Here is a 16025-nt window from a genome sequence, read left to right on the forward strand (position 1 = left end):
CGCTTCGTTTGAATCGCTTAGAACCCGGCTGCCAGCCCGTCGCGACGGCTATCGCTCGCCGCCACGTAGCCACGCTCCGGATCGTTACGGTCGAGCTTCCAGATGTACTGGCCGGAGCCGAAGTCCATGTACGGATCGTCGATCGACTTGATCGTGTGGCCCAGGTTTTGCAACGCCACCGCGGTCTTCGGATCGAGCGTCGATTCGATATCGATCGTGAAGTCGCGGTTGACCTTCCAGCGCGGCGCATCGCACGCCGCCTGCGGCTGCTGACCGTAGTCGAGCATCCGCACGATCGATTGCAAATGACCTTGCGGCTGCATGTCGCCGCCCATCACGCCGAAGCTCATCACCGCTTCCTGCTTGCCGTCCGCCTGCTGCGTGAGGAACGACGGGATGATCGTATGGAACGGCCGCTTGCCGCCTTCCACCACATTCGGCGACTTCGGGTCCATCGAGAAACCGCAACCGCGGTTCTGCAGCGCGATGCCGCTGCCGGGCACCACGATGCCCGAGCCGAAGCCCATGTAGTTCGACTGGATGAAGCTCACCATCATGCCGCGTTCGTCGGCCACCGACATGTAGATCGTGCCGCCGGCCTTCGGCATGCCGAAGTTGAAGTGGGTCGCGCGCCTGGGATCGATCAGCCTGGCGCGCGACGTGAGGTACGCGTCGTCGAGCATCTGCTCGGGCGTGACTTCCATAGATCGCGGATCGGCGACGTAGCGATACACATCGGCGAACGCCAGCTTCATCGCTTCGATCTGCAAATGCTGCGATTCGACGTTGTCGACCTTCAGCGGGCTCACGTCGAATTTTTCGAGGATGCCGAGCGCGATCAGCGCCGCAATACCCTGGCCGTTCGGCGGAATTTCGTGCACGGTGTAGCCGCGATAATCCTTGCCGATCGGCTCGACCCAATCCGCGCGGTAATTGCGCAGATCGTCGACGCTCAGCGCGCCGCCGCCTTCACGCGCAAAGGCGGCGATCTGCTCGGCGATCTCGCCTTCGTAGTAAGCCCGCGGGCCTTGCTCGGCGAGCTTGCGCAGCGTCTTCGCGTGGCCGGGAAAGCGCACCAGTTCGCTGACTTCCGGCGCACGGCCGCGCGGCATGAAGGTTTGCGCGAAGCCCGGCTGGTCTTTCAATTCGGGCACCGCCGCCGCCCATTTGTACGCGACGATGCTCGCGAGCGCATGACCGCGCTCGGCGATTTCAATGGCCGGCTCCATCAGATCGGCAAACGGCAGCGAACCGAATTTCTGATGCAGCGCTTCCCAGCCGGCGATCACGCCCGGCACCGTCACCGCGTCCCAGCCGCGTTTGGGCTGCTTCGCAAGGCCGTTTTCCTCGCCGTACTTGCGCTTGAAGTAATCGACATTCCACGCCGCCGGCGACACACCCGACGCATTCAGGCCATGCAGCTTCTTGCCGTCCCACACCAGCGCGAATGCATCGCCGCCCAGGCCGCACGACACCGGCTCGACCACCGTGATGGCGGCAGCCGCCGCGATCGCCGCATCGACGGCATTGCCGCCCTTCCACAGCATCCGCAGCCCGGCTTGCGCGGCGAGCGGATGCGACGTCGAAACGATGTTGCGCGCGAATACAGGCAGACGCGGCGTCGGATAGGGGTTTTGCCAGTTGAAACCAGTCATGTCGGACACTCTCAAAAGCACGGGCCGCCTCCCTGGGGGACGCCGGAAACCGTGGTAAGACGGTGAAATGGAGAACCTCGGATTGCAGCGCGATCCGACACAAAAAACAAATTCATTTATCAAATGAATAAATGCGTAAATAGCCTGAATGGGTCGGCGCCGATCTCACCCGTGTCGCACGAGTTGGCAGACAAGGCGTGCGAAGGTCTTACAATACGCTCACTCCTGCTCACGCATCGCTCGCTCTCCGGCCCGGCGCACCCCGCTGGTGGCCGGGCGGCAGCGACAAAAACCCACGACCCGAGACACATGACCCGAGACCCCCGCCTGACTCTCAACGCCCGGCAACAGGAACTGCTGGAGTGGGTGCAACGCGACGGCTTCGTGACCGTGGACGACCTCGCGGCCCACTTCGACGTGACGCCGCAGACGATCCGCCGCGACGTCAACTGGCTCGCCGACATGAACCTGCTGCGCCGCTATCACGGCGGCGCGAGTCTGCCGACGAGCTCCGAGAACGTCTCGTACACCGCGCGTCAGCGGATGTTCCATGAAGAGAAGCGGCGCATCGCGGCGCTAGTGGCCACTCACATTCCTGACCAGGCTTCTCTCTTCATCAACCTCGGCACCACCACTGAAGAAGTCGCGCGTGCGCTCAACCGGCATCGCGGTTTGCGCGTGATTACCAACAATCTGAACGTCGCCAGCATGATGAGCGGCTATCCGGATTGCGAAGTGCTGGTGACAGGCGGCATCGTGCGGCCTTGGGACAAAGGGATCGTCGGCGAACTGGCGATCGACTTCATCCGCCAGTTCAAGGTGGACTTCGCGATCATCGGCACGTCGAGCATCGAGACGGACGGGACGCTGCGCGATTTCGACACGCGCGAAGTGCGCGTCGCCGAGGCGATCATCCAGCACGCACGCACGGTCTTCCTCGCCGCCGACAATTCGAAGTTCGGCCGTCCGGCGCTGGTTCGCCAGGGTCATCTGGATCAGATCGACGCGCTTTTCACCGACGCCGCACCGCCGGCCGAGATGGCCGAAACGCTGACCGCCGCCGGCTGCCAGGTGTACATCGCGGAGTAAGCCCAGGCATCTTCCGCCATGTTGCAGCGCACGCAAAACTTCGAGTGAAATCAAGCATTTGGCCGCTGTCCTAAACCGCCTCTGCATGGCGCAATTGTCAAAGGAAAAATTTACTAGGGCCCATTTGGTGTTTAACGTGCGGTTGACTACACTCCAGTTCCCCGGCGTCCGTTCCGCGTTGCGCGTGGTGCCGGTTGCGTGAACCTGTGTGTATTAGCCGTATTTCCCGCCTGATCCTCTAGCGGACTCCACTGGCATCTGGCCAGTCGCCGGCAAGGCCGTCCGCGCTAGCTTGACATGGAGAGAAACGATGCTGAGTCCGCATGAATTCGCCACGTTGTTGCTCGTCAAGGACGCTCCCAATCAAGTCGATATGGAGCGAGAAGAACTCGACGCCCTGCTGGAACGCCAGCTCGTACAACTCGAACGACTCGCGTCGGGCAACGAACAATGGCGCGTGACCGAAACCGGCGACAGCGCAATTCGAGCTATCAAACGTTTCTCGTAGTGTTTTTCCCGGTACGTCGGCCTGTGCGGTCGACGTTCGGCAGCATGAAGGCGGGCTGCGCGCTGGCTGTTGCCAGTTTCATGAGGCGCGCGCCCTTGAAAGCTGCCTCGCATTCTGTTTCTGCAAAGCCGTCGGTCCGCTCACGCGGACGTTTTGTTGTGCCCAATTCATTTACACAGTAAATTGACGCGACGGACCCTCTGCCTTCGCGCATGCCAAAAACGCTCTCCTCCGACGACATCCAGCAATTCCGCGAAACCATGCGGCGCGTGGCCGAGCACGCCTTCGCCACGCGCGGCGCGCAGGGCGTGACGATGCGCGAACTGGCGAAAGAGCTGGGTTGCAGCGCGATGACACCCTACCGCTACTTCCGCGACAAGGACGAGATTCTCGCGATGGTCCGCGCCGCGGCGTTCAACCGCTTCGCGGCGCGTCTGGAGGCAGCCGCGAGGCAGGCTCCGGAGACCAACCACTCGGCCGTCAGCGACGCGTACGTTGCGTTCGCGCTCGACGAACCGCACGCGTACCGTTTGATGTTCGATCTGACGCAGCAGGAAAGCGGCTACCCGGAACTCGCGGCCGCGTCGCAGCGAGCGTGGCACATGCTCGGCGCGCACTTCGAGCGGCTCGTCGCCGCGGGCATTCTGGAAGGCGACCCACAGTTGATCGGCTACGCGTACTGGGCGAGCCTGCACGGCTTCACGATGCTGGCGCTCGCCAATCATCTGCCGCTGCCGCAAGCGCAGCAGCCCGCCGCGAGCAAGGCGCCGACGCGCGAGGCCGTGCTCGCGCAGATTCGCCAGATGTTATGGCGCGGCGCGCAGCCGCAGCGCGCCCAAGCCTGAGCGCGCTAATCGGGAAACTGCGCAGGAACCTTAGCAGGAACCTGATCCGGAAACCGAGCGAAAAACTCAGCCGCTGCGCAAGGTCGGATCGACCGCCGCGCGCCAGCTCAACGCCTTGACGCGCTGGTCGGTAAAGAACGTGACCCACTGATTCCGCGCCTGCGGGTCGCTGCTCGCGCCCAGGCTCGTGTAGTGCTGCGCGATCGACGTCTGGAACGCACAGTAGTCATCCTTCGATAGCCTGCCGCGCCGATTCGCCACGTACGCATCGAACAGCGTCACGTAGACGCCTTGCGCGTCGTTACCGTAGTCGACCGTCTGGGCGCTGCACATCTGTTGCAGCGACGCGAACGACGGCGCGCCCCTCGTCCCGTTCAAGCTCGGCGTGCTGACGCATCCCGCGACAAGCGCCGCCGCGCCGATCATCCAAAGTCCACGCATGAATTCACCTCGATATGGCTGCTGCCGAGAGTATCGTCCGAGGCCGCGCGTTGCGCCACCGCCCTGGCTAACCGTTAGAGGAATTCTTAGACAAATCGAACTTTACTTTTTCGAATATGTTCATTAAAGTTCGAAAATGAACACTATCGGTTCGATAGTTTTTTCAGATAGCTTCCGAATACGGCGTAGGGGACACAGCAGGTGACGCAAGGCTCAAAGTACGATTTGCTCGTCGTGGGCGGCGGGATCAACGGCGCAGGCATCGCACGCGATGCGGCGGGCCGTGGCCTGTCGGTGTTGCTCTGCGAACAGGACGATCTGGCCGCGCATACGTCGTCGGCCAGCACGAAGCTGATTCACGGCGGCCTGCGCTACCTCGAGTACCGCGAGTTCGGGCTGGTGCGCAAAGCCTTGCAGGAGCGCGAAACGCTGCTGCGCGCGGCGCCGCACATCATGTGGCCGCTGCGCTTCGTGATGCCGCACATGCCCGATCTACGCCCCGCCTGGCTGATCCGCGCCGGCCTCTTTCTTTACGATCATCTCGCCAAACGCGAACTGCTGCCCGGCTCGCGCGGCATCGATATGCGCCGCCATCCGGCGGGCGCGCCGCTGGTCGATTCGATCAAACGCGGTTTCGTGTATTCGGACGGCTGGGTCAATGACGCGCGCCTGGTCGTGCTGAACGCGCTGGACGCGCAGGAACGCGGCGCGAAGATTCTCACGCGCACCAAGCTGCTGAGCGCGGTGCGCGCCGGCGGCGAATGGCGCGCGCAACTCAAGCGCGCCGACGGCACGATCCTCGACGTGCGCGCCGCCTCGATTGCGAACGCGGCGGGCCCGTGGGTCGGCGAACTGCTGCAAGGCGCACTCGGCCGGGAAGCAACGCACAGCGTGCGCCTCGTGAAAGGCAGCCACATCGTCACGCGGCGCCTGTTCGAACACGATCATGCGTACATCTTCCAGAACCCGGACAAGCGGATCATCTTCGCGATTCCGTACGAACACGACTACACGCTGATCGGCACGACCGATATCGAGTATCGCGGCGATCCGTCGCAAGTCGCGATCACGCCGGACGAAACGCAGTATCTGTGCGATTCGATCAACCGCTACTTCAAGCAGAAGATCACGCCACAAGACGTACGCTGGACCTACTCGGGCGTGCGTCCGCTGCTCGAAGAAGAAGGCGCGGACAACCCGTCGGCGGTCACCCGCGATTACTCGCTCGAACTCGACGCACCCGCGGGCGAAGCGCCGCTGTTGTCGGTGTTCGGCGGCAAGATTACGACATTCCGCAAGCTGGCCGAAGAAGCCGTCGACAAACTCGCGCAAGCGCTGCAAAACAACGCGCCTTCGTGGACGGCCGGCGCGCCGTTGCCGGGCGGCGATATTCCGCAAGCCAACTTCGAGCGCTTTCTCGCCCAGTTCAAGCAGCAGCATGCGTGGCTGCCCGCCGAACTGGCGCATCGCCTCGCCCGCGCGTATGGCACACGAGTCAAGGATGTGATCGGCAACGCGCGCTCGCTCGCCGAGCTCGGCAACACATTCGCGCCGGGTCTCCACGAAGCCGAACTCGTTTATCTGCGCGACATCGAATGGGCGCGCAGCGCACAGGACGTGTTGTGGCGCCGCTCGAAGCTCGGTTTGCACGTCGAGCCCGGCACGCTGGAGTCGGTCACGCACGAGATCGACGCGTGGTTCGCCCGCGAGCCGGCCAGACAAAAACAGAACGCGTAAGGCCAACGCAACGCGGCCCGATCGCACAACCTGAAAGCTTTACCCCTCGGCTACGGACAAAGCCGGGACGCATCACCGCAAGCTGTTGCAGCCCGCTTAAAACAACAAGCCGTTCCCGTCGCCGGTTCGCATTCCGGCGATTCATAAAACGCATGGAGAAGACACAATGCAGGATCAGTACATCCTCGCGCTTGACCAAGGCACCACCAGCTCCCGCGCGATGCTATTCGACCGGCTCGGCAATGTCGTGTCGACCGCTCAGAAAGAATTCCAGCAAATCTATCCGCGCCCGGGTTGGGTCGAGCACGATCCGCAGGAAATCTGGTCGACCCAGGCCGGCGTCGCCGCCGAAGCCGTCACGCGCGCCGGCATGAACGGCACGTCGATCGCCGCGATCGGCATCACCAATCAGCGCGAAACCACCATCGTGTGGGACCGCGAAACCGGGCATCCGATCTACAACGCGATCGTCTGGCAAGACCGCCGCACCGCCGACTTCTGCGACCAGCTCAAAGAGCAAGGTCTCGAAGAAAAAGTCCGCGCGAAAACCGGTCTGCCGATCGACTCGTATTTCTCGGCGACCAAGATCCGCTGGATTCTCGACAACGTCGAAGGCGCGCGCGAAAAGGCAAAGCAAGGACGCCTCGCGTTCGGTACGGTCGACAGCTGGCTGGTGTGGAATTTCACCAAGGGCGGCCTGCACGTCACCGACGTGACCAACGCGTCGCGCACGATGCTGTTCAACATCCACACGCTGAAGTGGGACGACGAACTGCTCGAAGCGCTCGACATTCCGCGCAGCATGTTGCCGGAAGTGCGGGCTTCATCGGAAGTGTATGGGCCGACCAAGACCACCGTGTTCGCGTCGAAGATTCCGCTCGCGGGCATCGCCGGCGACCAGCACGCTGCGCTGTTCGGTCAGATGTGCACGCAATCGGGCATGGTGAAGAACACCTACGGCACGGGCTGCTTCCTCGTGATGAACACCGGCGACAGGCCGATCGAATCGAAGAACAACCTCGTCACCACGATCGCGTGGCAGATCGGCGACCAGATCAACTACGCGCTCGAAGGCAGCATCTTTATCGGCGGCGCCGTGGTGCAATGGCTGCGCGACGGCCTCGGCATCATCAAGCACGCGGCGGACATCGAAACGATGGCGCGCAGCGTGCCGCATAGTGACGGCGTGTATCTGGTGCCCGCGTTTGCCGGTCTCGGCGCGCCGCACTGGAATGCCCGCGCTCGCGGCACGCTGTTCGGCGTGACGCGCGGCACGACCTCGGCGCATATCGCACGCGCCGCGCTCGATTCGATCGCGTACCAGTCGCTCGACGTGCTGAAGGCGATGGAAGCCGATTCCGGTATTCGCATCGGCGAGCTGCGCGTGGACGGCGGCGCTTGCGCGAACAATCTGCTGATGCAGTTCCAGGCAGACATTCTCGGCGTCGACGCAGTACGCCCGCAGGTGTCGGAAACCACCGCATTGGGCGCGGCGTATCTGGCCGGTCTCGCGGTTGGCTACTGGAAGGACGTCGACGAACTGCAAAGCCAGTGGAAGCTCGATCGCCGCTTCACGCCCGCGCTCGAACAAGCCGACGTCAAGGAATGCCTCGACGGCTGGCAGCGCGCGATTCGCGCCGCGAAGGCCTGGGCCGACACGCCCTGACCGCGCATTTCACCGCTCCATAAAACACCTTTCGACATAACGAAGCCGCTTCCTCTAGCGGCTTCCCTAATAACTATATTTCGGACAACCAATAATGTCTCCTTACATTGCGGAATTCATCGGCACAGCCCTTCTGGTGCTGCTCGGCGACGGCGCGGTCGCCAACGTGCTGCTCGCGCGCACCAAAGGTAAAGGCGCGGACCTGATTGTGATCGTGATGGGCTGGGCGATGGCCGTGTTCATCGCCGTGTACGTCACCGCTTCTTTTAGCGGCGCACATCTGAATCCTGTCGTGACGATCAGCCTCGCGCTGGCCGGTAAGTTCGCCTGGGCCAAGGTCCCCGGCTACGTCGCGGCGCAAATGCTCGGCGGCATGGCGGGCGCCCTGCTCGTGTGGGTCGCGTATCGTCAGCATTTCGCGAAAGAAGGCGATGCCGACGTGAAGCTCGGCGTGTTCTGCACGTCGCCGGCGATTCGCAGCGTGCCGCATAACCTGCTGACCGAAATGATCGCGACCTTCGTGCTGATTCTCGGCGTACTGTATCTGGCGTCGCCGCAAGTCGGTCTGGGCGCGCTCGACGCCTTGCCGGTCGGCTTGCTGGTGCTCGGCATCGGTATCTCGCTCGGCGGCCCGACCGGTTACGCGATGAGCCCGGCGCGCGACCTGTCGCCGCGCCTGATGCACGCGCTGCTGCCGATTCCGGGCAAGCGCGACAGCGACTGGCGTTATTCGTGGATTCCGGTCTGCGGCCCGTTGCTGGGCGGCGCGGTGGCAGCAACGCTGTATATGTACCTGCACGCGCACTGATTGCGCCGTAAGGAAACGCGAGGACGGCAAGCGACGGCGCCGCGCAGGCGGCGCCAAAGCACGTATCATGTTGCTTTCAATCTCCGCGCATGAGCTTGCAACCGTCTTGCTCATGCGCTTCTCGCTTTCCGTTTTAACGCATGATCGACCACCTCATTTGTGACTGCGACGGCGTGCTCGTCGACAGCGAAATCATCGCTGACCACGTGCTCCTCGAAACGCTGTCCGCTACCTTCCCCGGCCTCGACTTCGAACCGGCCGTCAAAACGGCCTTCGGCCAACAGACGTCGCGCTTTCTCGAAGGCATCGAGAAGTCGTTCGACGTCACCCTGCCGGCGGATTTCCTCAACACCGTCGAACACAACGTCGAGCTGGCGCTAGCGGCGTCGCTCAGTCCGATCAACGGCGTGCGCGACGCCTTGCAACGCGTGACGCTGCCGGCCGCGGTCGTGTCGAACAGCCGGATGGCGCGTGTCAACGCGTCGGTGCGGCGCGCGGGTTTGCAGCAGATTTTCGGCGAGCGGATTTTCAGCGCCGAACAGGTCGCGCGGCCAAAGCCTTATCCGGATGTGTATCTGTTCGCCGCCAGGACGCTGGGTGTGGAGCCGTCCCGCTGCATCGTCGTGGAAGACAGCGTGGCCGGCTTGAATGCAGCGCGCGCGGCGGGCATGAAGACGATCGCCTTCGTCGGCGCGAGTCATATCCCCGACGGCTATGCGGACGCACTGCGCAAGATGGGCATGACACGCATCATGAAACATATGGATGAGCTGCCCGCGTTGATCGACGCAGGCGTGCGTGGCGAGTTCGGCGACGTGCAGTCATAGCGGTTAACGGCTCGTCGTGACCGCAAGAAAAAAGCCGGCTGAATCGCCGGCTTTTTTATCGAACAACTGTCAGCGCGGATACGCGCATCACGCCTCGTCGGCCACGCATTCACGTGCCGTCGCCAGCGCCTGACGGAATTCCACCAGTTCGGCGATCGTCAGCATCGGCAGATTGTGTTGCGCGGCGAAACGCTCCACATCCGCGCCGCGCGTCATCGTGCCGTCCGCGTTCATCAATTCGCACAGCACGCCGGCCGGCTTCAACCCCGCGAGAATCGCCAGATCCACCGTGCCTTCAGTGTGGCCGCGGCGTGCCAGCACGCCGCCCGGCATCGCACGCAACGGGAACACGTGGCCCGGACGCACGATGTCGGCAGGCTTCGCCGTATCGGCGATTGCCGCGCGGATCGTCGTCACGCGATCGAGCGCGGACACGCCGGTCGTCACGCCATCGCGCGCTTCGATCGAGACGGTGAACGCGGTGCCATGACGGCTTTCGTTGTTGACGGCCATCGGCGGCAGTTCGAGCGCGCGGATCTTGTCGTCGGGCAGGCACAGGCAGACGATGCCGCTGCATTCGCGGATCAGCAACGCCATGGTTTCGACGGAAAGACGCTCGGCGGAAACGATCAGATCGGCTTCATTCTCACGGTCGAGATCGTCTTGCAGCACGACGGCGCGGCCCTCGCGCATCGCTTGCAAGGCAGCGGCGATACGCGGCGGAACGGCTTCGATGGCGAGCAGCGGGAGATCGAGGAATGCGTCGCCCCCCAAGGGGGCTTCATTCGGTCCGTCCCACAAGGGGACTTCCCTCGGGGCGTCCGCAATCGTCGACGGAGCAGGAAAAGTAGCAAAGGACATAGTTGAAACGCTCATCGCAAAAGTTGGGCGAAAAACGTTTCAGGGCATTGCAAACAGACAAAGACGCACCGTTGAACGCCGCTTAAAGCGCCGCTCGCGCACCGCTCGACCAACAAGCAGCGCCACGGAAACGAACATGGCTATCTGCACATCTTCTTCCATCCGGACTCTAACCGTCGGCTCTGGCTTCTCACCAGATCTGCTGACCCCGCGTTGTCTTCCACGCTGGAAAGACGCTTGCTACGCGGGCGCTCGCGGGCTTGTCGGCTAACGCTGTCGCGCTGCCGGCATACCGCCGGTGGGGAATTTCACCCCGCCCTGAAGACGCACTGATTGCCGGATCGACCGGCGGGCAAAGCATACAACAGTCGCGCCGGATGTGCAGCGCAACCCCTACTGATTAGACGGACACCTCTGCTTAACAGCGCAAACGCAAGCGGGACCAGGCCCACGCAGCCAAGCCTCGTTACATTAAACCGGCGCGGTCTGCCGCGTCGCATCGTGCGCTGCAGGCACATCCCAGCGCGGCGGCGATTCCGCCTTCAGCGTCACACGAAACGCGCGCGCTTCGGTGTCGCCCGGATTGCGCAGGCTGTGCGGCTGGTCGGCATCGAAGACGATCGCATCACCCGTTGCCAGTAATTGACGCTGATCGTGCACGCTGACTTCCAGCGTGCCTTCGCTCACCACCAGATTCACGGTCGTACCCGGCGCGCGGCGCGTGCCGGCCTCGGTATGCAGCGGCGCAATACGCAGCTCGTGAAACTCGGCGGCGGTGGGCTCGGCGTCGGGATAAAGCGGCCGCGCCGAATAGCGCCCATTCGAACTGACCACGCGCGACGAACGTTCAGCCGGCAGATGCTCGAAGCCGTTAGTCGCGTGACGCCGCAAAAACGCCGCGACCGACACTTTCAACGCCGCAGCGACCTTGCACAGCACCTTGATCGACGGCACGCTGCGCGCCGACTCGATCTGCGCCAGCATCGCTCGCGAGACGCCCGAAGCGCGGGCCAAGGCGTCGAGCGACAGTTGCCGCTCGGCGCGCAAACGGGCGAGATTCACACCGACCAGATGTTCAAGTGCATCGAAGGGTTCGGCGGCACGCGGCGACGCTTCGGTGTCAGCCGCGGGATCGCGAACCAGCGCAAGCGGGGAATGCATGATTGCCTCCAGGAGCGCCGCCAGACGGCGGGCAAGCGGTTAGTGGAAGCAAGATAGCATCGCCCCTGGCTGCGCCCAACGAAGTTATCTTCACACTGTTATCAGCATTGCGGAGGACGATTCTCGCAAAGCTTGTGCGAATTTTTCATATGGGCGCCCGCATGCCGATCCGCAGACTCAGGCGCGTTCAGGCACGCTGCGCCACGGTCGATGCCGGCGCATCCATCCGCGCCGCGAACCACGTCAGCAGCAAAGCCACCGCGCTGACCGCCGCCGCAACCCACGGCAGCGTATCGAGCGAATGGCCGTGATTGATCACGAGACCGCCGAGCCACGCGCCACCCGCATTGCCGACGTTGAACGCACCGATGTTCAACGTGGAAGCCAGATTCGGCGCCGCGGCCGCCTTCTCGACCACGCGCATCTGCAACGGCGGCACAGTCGCGAACGCGGCGACGCCCCACACGAACACGGTAATCGCCGCGGCCATCTGCGAATGGCTGGTGCGCGCGAAGATCGCCATCACCACCGCGAGCGCGACCAGGATGCCCATCAGCGAAGGCATCAGCGCGCGGTCCGCGAGCTTGCCGCCCACCGTATTGCCGATCGTCAGGCCGATGCCGAACAGCACCAGAATCAGCGTCACGCCGCGCGGCGAGAAGCCGCTGACCTGTTCGAGAATCGGCGCGATGTAGGTGAATACGACGAACACGCCACCGAAGCCGAGCACCGTCATCGCGAGCGCGCTCCAGACTTGCGGGTCCTTCAGCACGCGCACTTCATGACCGAGGCCGACCGGACCGGAATCGTGACGGTTCGGCACCAGCGCCGACACACCCGCCAGCGACAGCACGCCCAACACGCTGACGATCCAGAACGCGGCGCGCCAGCCGAACTCCTGGCCGATGAAGGTGCCGAACGGCACGCCGAGCACATTCGCCAGCGTCAGGCCGGTGAACATCAGCGCAATCGCGCTCGCGCGCTTTTCGGCCGGCACGAGCGAAGCCGCCACCACCGCGCCGATACCGAAGAACGAACCGTGCGCGAACGACGTCACGACACGCGCGATCATCAGCACGGAATAGCTGGAAGCGACCGCGCACAGCACGTTGCCGACGATGAACACGCCCATCAGCAACTGCAGCGCGAGCTTGCGCGGCATCTTGCTGGTGATCACCGCGAGCAGCGGCGCGCCGACCGCGACGCCGAGCGCGTAGCCGCTCACGAGCAAACCGGCCGACGGAATCGACACCGCCAGATCGTGCGCGACCTCGGGCAGCAAGCCCATGATCACGAACTCGGTGGTGCCGATCGCAAATGCGCTAATCGCCAGCGCCAGTAATGGAATGGGCATCTTTCTTCTCCAGGTTCTAAAGTCGAGCGTGTTGCGCGTGCTGAGCGTGGCGTTGCGCGGTCACGAATTCGATGACCACACCCGGCGCGAGCGCGACGAACAGTTGCAATTCAGCTTGCTGCGGGCCCATCGGAGGCACTTCGGCGAATTGGTAGGGCACGTCCGCCGTATGCAGCCGGCCGATCAACATCTGCCATTCGCCGGCGCTCTCCAGCCGGAACGCAATGTGATCGATGCGCGGCGCCGCCTTTCCCGCCTGGGCCGGCACCGTCGCGTCGATCAGATGAATCACCGGCCGGCCGTTCGCATACAGCCAATTGCCGTCGATCCGGAACGGCGGCCGCGCGCCATCCGTCAACCCGACGACCTCGACGAAAAAACGTCGGGCGGTGTCGAGATCGGCGGTGACGATCGTCGCGTGGTCGAGTTGCATGGCGTTGGCGGCTCAGCGGACATCAGGGTTTTCGAGGAGTGCATTGTCGGCGGACAGCGTGGTTTTGATAATTGGCGTAGCATTTGAAGCATTTTCAAATTATTTTTGAAAGACCGCGATGGATAACCTCGGTGACATTCGCCTGTTCGTCGAAGCGGCGCAGCAAGGCAGCCTGTCGGCGGCGGGCCGCAAGATGGGCCTGACGCCCGCCGCAGCCAGTGCGCGGCTGGCCAAGCTCGAAGCCGGCCTGAAAGCGCGCCTGTTCGAGCGCACCACGCGCCAGTTGCGGCTCACCGACGAAGGCCGGCTGTACCTCAACTGCTGCCGCCAGGCGCTGCAATCGCTCGACGACGCCGAAGCCGCGCTGCAAGCCGGCCAGGGCGTGGTACGCGGCAAGGTGCGGATTTCCGCGACCTCCGACTTCGGCCGTAATCTGCTGATGCATTGGCTCGACGAGTTCAACGCGCTCTACCCGGAGGTGACTTTCGCGCTCACGCTGTCGGACTCGCTGTCGAATCTGGTGCAGGAAGACATCGACCTCGCGATCCGCTTCGGCGTGCCGCAGGACAGCTCGCTGGTCGCGCGCAAACTGGCGCCGAACCGGCGCGTGCTGTGCGCGTCGCCGGACTACATCGCGCGGCGCGGCGAGCCGAAGGATCCGCACGACCTGGCGAATTTCGACTGCATCGTGCTCGGCACCGCGTCCGGGCCCGTCAACGAATGGCGCTTCACGCGCGGCGACGAAGTGCAGCACTACACCGTGCCGTTCGACACCGCGCGCGAGACCAACGACGGCGCGGTGGCCCGCGAATGGGCGCTGCGCGGTTATGGAATCGTGATCAAGTCGATGTGGGACGTGGAAGCGGACTTGCGCGCCGACGGCCTGAAAATCCTGCTGCCCGAGTGGCGCTACCCAGACGCGCCGCTGCACGCGCTCTATCACCGCAACCGCTTCATGGCGCCGCGCGTGCGCGTGTTGCTGGATTTCCTGAGCGAGCGCTTCGCGCAGGTATCGGACGAACTGGAAGGCCTGCTGGGCCTGCCGCCGGAGCGGCCGGAAGCACGGGCCGCGACAGAAACCTCATCCGATGAAGGGCTATAATATTGAGCTACGCTGCAAACGTGTCGTGAAAGTGGACCGGAAAGGCAACCCACGCGCCGCCCCACGGCCCGTCCGCACGCTGCCCGCACGTTTGGCCCCTCTTTCACCTTTTAAACGACGCCCCCAGGTTAACCACTGCGACCGGCGAAATTCGATGACCAAGAAAGTTTATGTAAAGACCTTTGGCTGCCAGATGAACGAGTACGACTCCGACAAAATGGTCGACGTACTCGGCGCGGCTGAAGGCCTCGTCAAGACCGACACCCCGGAAGACGCGGACGTCATTCTGTTCAACACCTGCTCGGTGCGCGAAAAAGCACAAGAGAAAGTCTTCTCCGACCTCGGCCGCGTGCGCGAACTGAAGGAAGCGAATCCGAATCTGATCATCGGCGTCGGCGGTTGCGTGGCGAGCCAGGAAGGCGCGGCGATCGTTGCGCGCGCACCGTATGTCGATCTGGTGTTCGGTCCGCAAACGCTGCACCGTTTGCCGCAGATGATCGACAAGCGCCGCGAAAGCGGCCGCGCGCAAGTCGATATCTCATTCCCGGAAATCGAAAAGTTCGATCACCTGCCGCCGGCGCGCGTCGACGGCCCGAGCGCGTTCGTGTCGATCATGGAAGGTTGCAGCAAGTACTGCAGCTACTGCGTCGTGCCGTACACGCGCGGCGAAGAAGTGTCGCGTCCGCTGGATGACGTGCTGACCGAAATCGCCGGCCTCGCCGACCAGGGCGTGCGCGAAGTCACGCTGCTCGGCCAGAACGTGAATGCCTACCGTGCCGGTCTCACGCTCGGCTCGTCTGAAATCGCCGACTTCGCGACGCTGATCGAATACGTCGCCGATATTCCGGGCATCGAACGGATTCGCTACACCACGTCGCATCCGAAGGAATTCACGCAGCGCCTGATCGACACCTACGCGAAAGTGCCGAAGCTGGTCAGCCACCTGCACCTTCCCGTGCAGCACGGCTCCGACCGCATTTTGATGGCGATGAAGCGTGGTTATACGGTGCTCGAATACAAGTCGGTGATCCGCAAGCTGCGCGCGATCCGCCCTGACCTGTCGCTCTCGACGGACATGATCGTCGGCTTCCCCGGCGAAACGGAAGACGACTTCGACAAAATGATGGCGCTCGTGAACGAAATGAAGTACGACACCAGCTTCTCGTTCATCTACAGCCCGCGCCCCGGCACGCCGGCAGCGAATCTGCACGACGACACGCCGCGTGAAGTGAAGCTCAAACGCCTGCAACATTTGCAGGCCACCATCGAAGAGAACGTGCAGCGCATCAGCGATTCGATGGTCGGCAAGGTCGAGCGGATTCTGGTCGAGCGCCCGGCACGCAAGGACCCGAACGAACTCGCGGGCCGCACCGAGAACAATCGTGTGGTGAATTTCCCGGCGCCGATTACGTCGCACGCACGGCTGATCGGCCAGATGGTCGACGTGAAAATTGTCCACGCGTACCCACATTCGCTACGCGGCGAACTCGTGCTGGTGCACGACGACGCCCCCGCCACCACCCACTAAGCCGTTTCGA

16 protein-coding genes and 1 riboswitch are annotated in these 16025 nt (G+C 63.5%); of the genes, 9 read left to right on the top strand and 7 right to left on the bottom strand.

Annotated features, from left to right (window positions below):
- Positions 1-17 precede the first annotated feature (17 nt).
- Positions 18-1655: a gamma-glutamyltransferase family protein gene (locus AC3WOG_RS17630; protein ID WP_492579168.1), complete on the bottom strand. Its 1638-nt coding sequence runs from the start codon at positions 1653-1655 to the stop codon at positions 18-20.
- A gap of 309 nt (positions 1656-1964) precedes the next feature.
- On the opposite strand from AC3WOG_RS17630, the gene AC3WOG_RS17635 reads away from it, so the two are divergent.
- The 3 genes from AC3WOG_RS17635 to AC3WOG_RS17645 all read left to right on the top strand — a co-directional run bounded on the left by AC3WOG_RS17635 (position 1965) and on the right by AC3WOG_RS17645 (position 4097).
- Positions 1965-2744 (top strand): DeoR/GlpR family DNA-binding transcription regulator, encoded by a 780-nt coding sequence (locus AC3WOG_RS17635; protein WP_492579169.1) that lies wholly within the window; start codon positions 1965-1967, stop codon positions 2742-2744.
- Positions 2745-3054: 310 nt separating this feature from the next.
- Entirely contained in the window at positions 3055-3252 is a 198-nt protein-coding gene (locus tag AC3WOG_RS17640; protein ID WP_165847895.1) for a hypothetical protein, read from the top strand.
- Between the two features lie 212 nt (positions 3253-3464).
- Positions 3465-4097, top strand: a complete 633-nt coding sequence (locus tag AC3WOG_RS17645) for a TetR/AcrR family transcriptional regulator (RefSeq protein ID WP_492579170.1) — start codon at positions 3465-3467, stop codon at positions 4095-4097.
- Between the two features lie 66 nt (positions 4098-4163).
- Here AC3WOG_RS17645 and AC3WOG_RS17650 read toward each other — a convergent pair whose 3' ends face one another.
- Positions 4164-4538, bottom strand: a complete 375-nt coding sequence (locus tag AC3WOG_RS17650) for a hypothetical protein (RefSeq protein ID WP_492579171.1) — start codon at positions 4536-4538, stop codon at positions 4164-4166.
- Positions 4539-4739: 201 nt separating this feature from the next.
- Here AC3WOG_RS17650 and glpD point away from each other — a divergent pair, with 201 nt between their 5' ends.
- The 4 genes from glpD to AC3WOG_RS17670 all read left to right on the top strand — a co-directional run bounded on the left by glpD (position 4740) and on the right by AC3WOG_RS17670 (position 9576).
- Positions 4740-6275, top strand: a complete 1536-nt coding sequence (gene glpD, locus AC3WOG_RS17655; RefSeq protein WP_492579172.1) for a glycerol-3-phosphate dehydrogenase — start codon at positions 4740-4742, stop codon at positions 6273-6275.
- 166 nt (positions 6276-6441) lie between these two features.
- Positions 6442-7941 (top strand): glycerol kinase GlpK, encoded by a 1500-nt coding sequence (gene glpK, locus AC3WOG_RS17660; protein WP_492579173.1) that lies wholly within the window; start codon positions 6442-6444, stop codon positions 7939-7941.
- 94 nt (positions 7942-8035) lie between these two features.
- Positions 8036-8749: an MIP/aquaporin family protein gene (locus tag AC3WOG_RS17665; RefSeq protein ID WP_492579174.1), complete on the top strand. Its 714-nt coding sequence runs from the start codon at positions 8036-8038 to the stop codon at positions 8747-8749.
- Between the two features lie 140 nt (positions 8750-8889).
- Complete coding sequence (locus tag AC3WOG_RS17670) at positions 8890-9576, top strand: HAD family hydrolase (protein WP_492579175.1); 687 nt, start codon at positions 8890-8892, stop codon at positions 9574-9576.
- 87 nt (positions 9577-9663) lie between these two features.
- On the opposite strand, the gene ribB is transcribed toward AC3WOG_RS17670, so the two are convergent.
- The 5 genes from ribB to AC3WOG_RS17695 form a co-directional block, all read right to left on the bottom strand.
- Positions 9664-10437 carry a 3,4-dihydroxy-2-butanone-4-phosphate synthase gene (gene ribB / locus AC3WOG_RS17675; protein WP_492579176.1) on the bottom strand — a complete coding sequence of 258 codons (774 nt, stop codon included), beginning with the start codon at positions 10435-10437 and terminating at the stop codon, positions 9664-9666.
- Positions 10438-10476: 39 nt separating this feature from the next.
- Positions 10477-10599 carry a hypothetical protein gene (locus AC3WOG_RS17680; RefSeq protein ID WP_492579177.1) on the bottom strand — a complete coding sequence of 41 codons (123 nt, stop codon included), beginning with the start codon at positions 10597-10599 and terminating at the stop codon, positions 10477-10479.
- A riboswitch (FMN riboswitch) is annotated at positions 10584-10767 on the bottom strand. It overlaps the preceding gene by 16 nt.
- 141 nt (positions 10768-10908) lie before the next feature.
- Positions 10909-11598, bottom strand: a complete 690-nt coding sequence (locus AC3WOG_RS17685) for a helix-turn-helix domain-containing protein (RefSeq protein ID WP_492579178.1) — start codon at positions 11596-11598, stop codon at positions 10909-10911.
- Positions 11599-11785: 187 nt separating this feature from the next.
- On the bottom strand, positions 11786-12952 hold the full coding sequence (locus AC3WOG_RS17690) for an MFS transporter (protein WP_492579179.1): 1167 nt from the start codon (positions 12950-12952) through the stop codon (positions 11786-11788).
- 16 nt (positions 12953-12968) lie between these two features.
- Positions 12969-13385: a VOC family protein gene (locus AC3WOG_RS17695; protein ID WP_492579180.1), complete on the bottom strand. Its 417-nt coding sequence runs from the start codon at positions 13383-13385 to the stop codon at positions 12969-12971.
- A gap of 118 nt (positions 13386-13503) precedes the next feature.
- Between AC3WOG_RS17695 and AC3WOG_RS17700 the strand changes: the two genes are divergently transcribed.
- A complete protein-coding gene (locus AC3WOG_RS17700; RefSeq protein ID WP_492579181.1) occupies positions 13504-14487 on the top strand; it encodes a LysR family transcriptional regulator in 984 nt (327 codons plus the stop codon).
- A gap of 154 nt (positions 14488-14641) precedes the next feature.
- A complete protein-coding gene (gene miaB, locus AC3WOG_RS17705; protein ID WP_492579182.1) occupies positions 14642-16015 on the top strand; it encodes a tRNA (N6-isopentenyl adenosine(37)-C2)-methylthiotransferase MiaB in 1374 nt (457 codons plus the stop codon).
- Positions 16016-16025 lie beyond the last annotated feature (10 nt).

It is taken from the genome of Paraburkholderia sp. FW306-02-B (assembly GCF_058782725.1).

Excerpts from the sequence above, each read along its gene's own strand:
- AC3WOG_RS17640 (WP_165847895.1), top strand. The coding sequence starts at position 3,055 with ATGCTGAGTCCGCATGAATTCGCCACGTTGTTGCTCGTCAAGGACGCT.
- miaB (WP_492579182.1), top strand. The coding sequence starts at position 14,642 with ATGACCAAGAAAGTTTATGTAAAGACCTTTGGCTGCCAGATGAACGAG.
- AC3WOG_RS17665 (WP_492579174.1), top strand. The coding sequence starts at position 8,036 with ATGTCTCCTTACATTGCGGAATTCATCGGCACAGCCCTTCTGGTGCTG.
- AC3WOG_RS17685 (WP_492579178.1), bottom strand. The coding sequence starts at position 11,598 with ATGCATTCCCCGCTTGCGCTGGTTCGCGATCCCGCGGCTGACACCGAA.
- AC3WOG_RS17670 (WP_492579175.1), top strand. The coding sequence starts at position 8,890 with ATGATCGACCACCTCATTTGTGACTGCGACGGCGTGCTCGTCGACAGC.
- AC3WOG_RS17700 (WP_492579181.1), top strand. The coding sequence starts at position 13,504 with ATGGATAACCTCGGTGACATTCGCCTGTTCGTCGAAGCGGCGCAGCAA.
- AC3WOG_RS17695 (WP_492579180.1), bottom strand. The coding sequence starts at position 13,385 with ATGCAACTCGACCACGCGACGATCGTCACCGCCGATCTCGACACCGCC.
- AC3WOG_RS17680 (WP_492579177.1), bottom strand. The coding sequence starts at position 10,599 with ATGGAAGAAGATGTGCAGATAGCCATGTTCGTTTCCGTGGCGCTGCTT.
- AC3WOG_RS17630 (WP_492579168.1), bottom strand. The coding sequence starts at position 1,655 with ATGACTGGTTTCAACTGGCAAAACCCCTATCCGACGCCGCGTCTGCCT.
- AC3WOG_RS17645 (WP_492579170.1), top strand. The coding sequence starts at position 3,465 with ATGCCAAAAACGCTCTCCTCCGACGACATCCAGCAATTCCGCGAAACC.
- AC3WOG_RS17635 (WP_492579169.1), top strand. The coding sequence starts at position 1,965 with ATGACCCGAGACCCCCGCCTGACTCTCAACGCCCGGCAACAGGAACTG.
- ribB (WP_492579176.1), bottom strand. The coding sequence starts at position 10,437 with ATGTCCTTTGCTACTTTTCCTGCTCCGTCGACGATTGCGGACGCCCCG.
- glpK (WP_492579173.1), top strand. The coding sequence starts at position 6,442 with ATGCAGGATCAGTACATCCTCGCGCTTGACCAAGGCACCACCAGCTCC.
- AC3WOG_RS17650 (WP_492579171.1), bottom strand. The coding sequence starts at position 4,538 with ATGCGTGGACTTTGGATGATCGGCGCGGCGGCGCTTGTCGCGGGATGC.
- AC3WOG_RS17690 (WP_492579179.1), bottom strand. The coding sequence starts at position 12,952 with ATGCCCATTCCATTACTGGCGCTGGCGATTAGCGCATTTGCGATCGGC.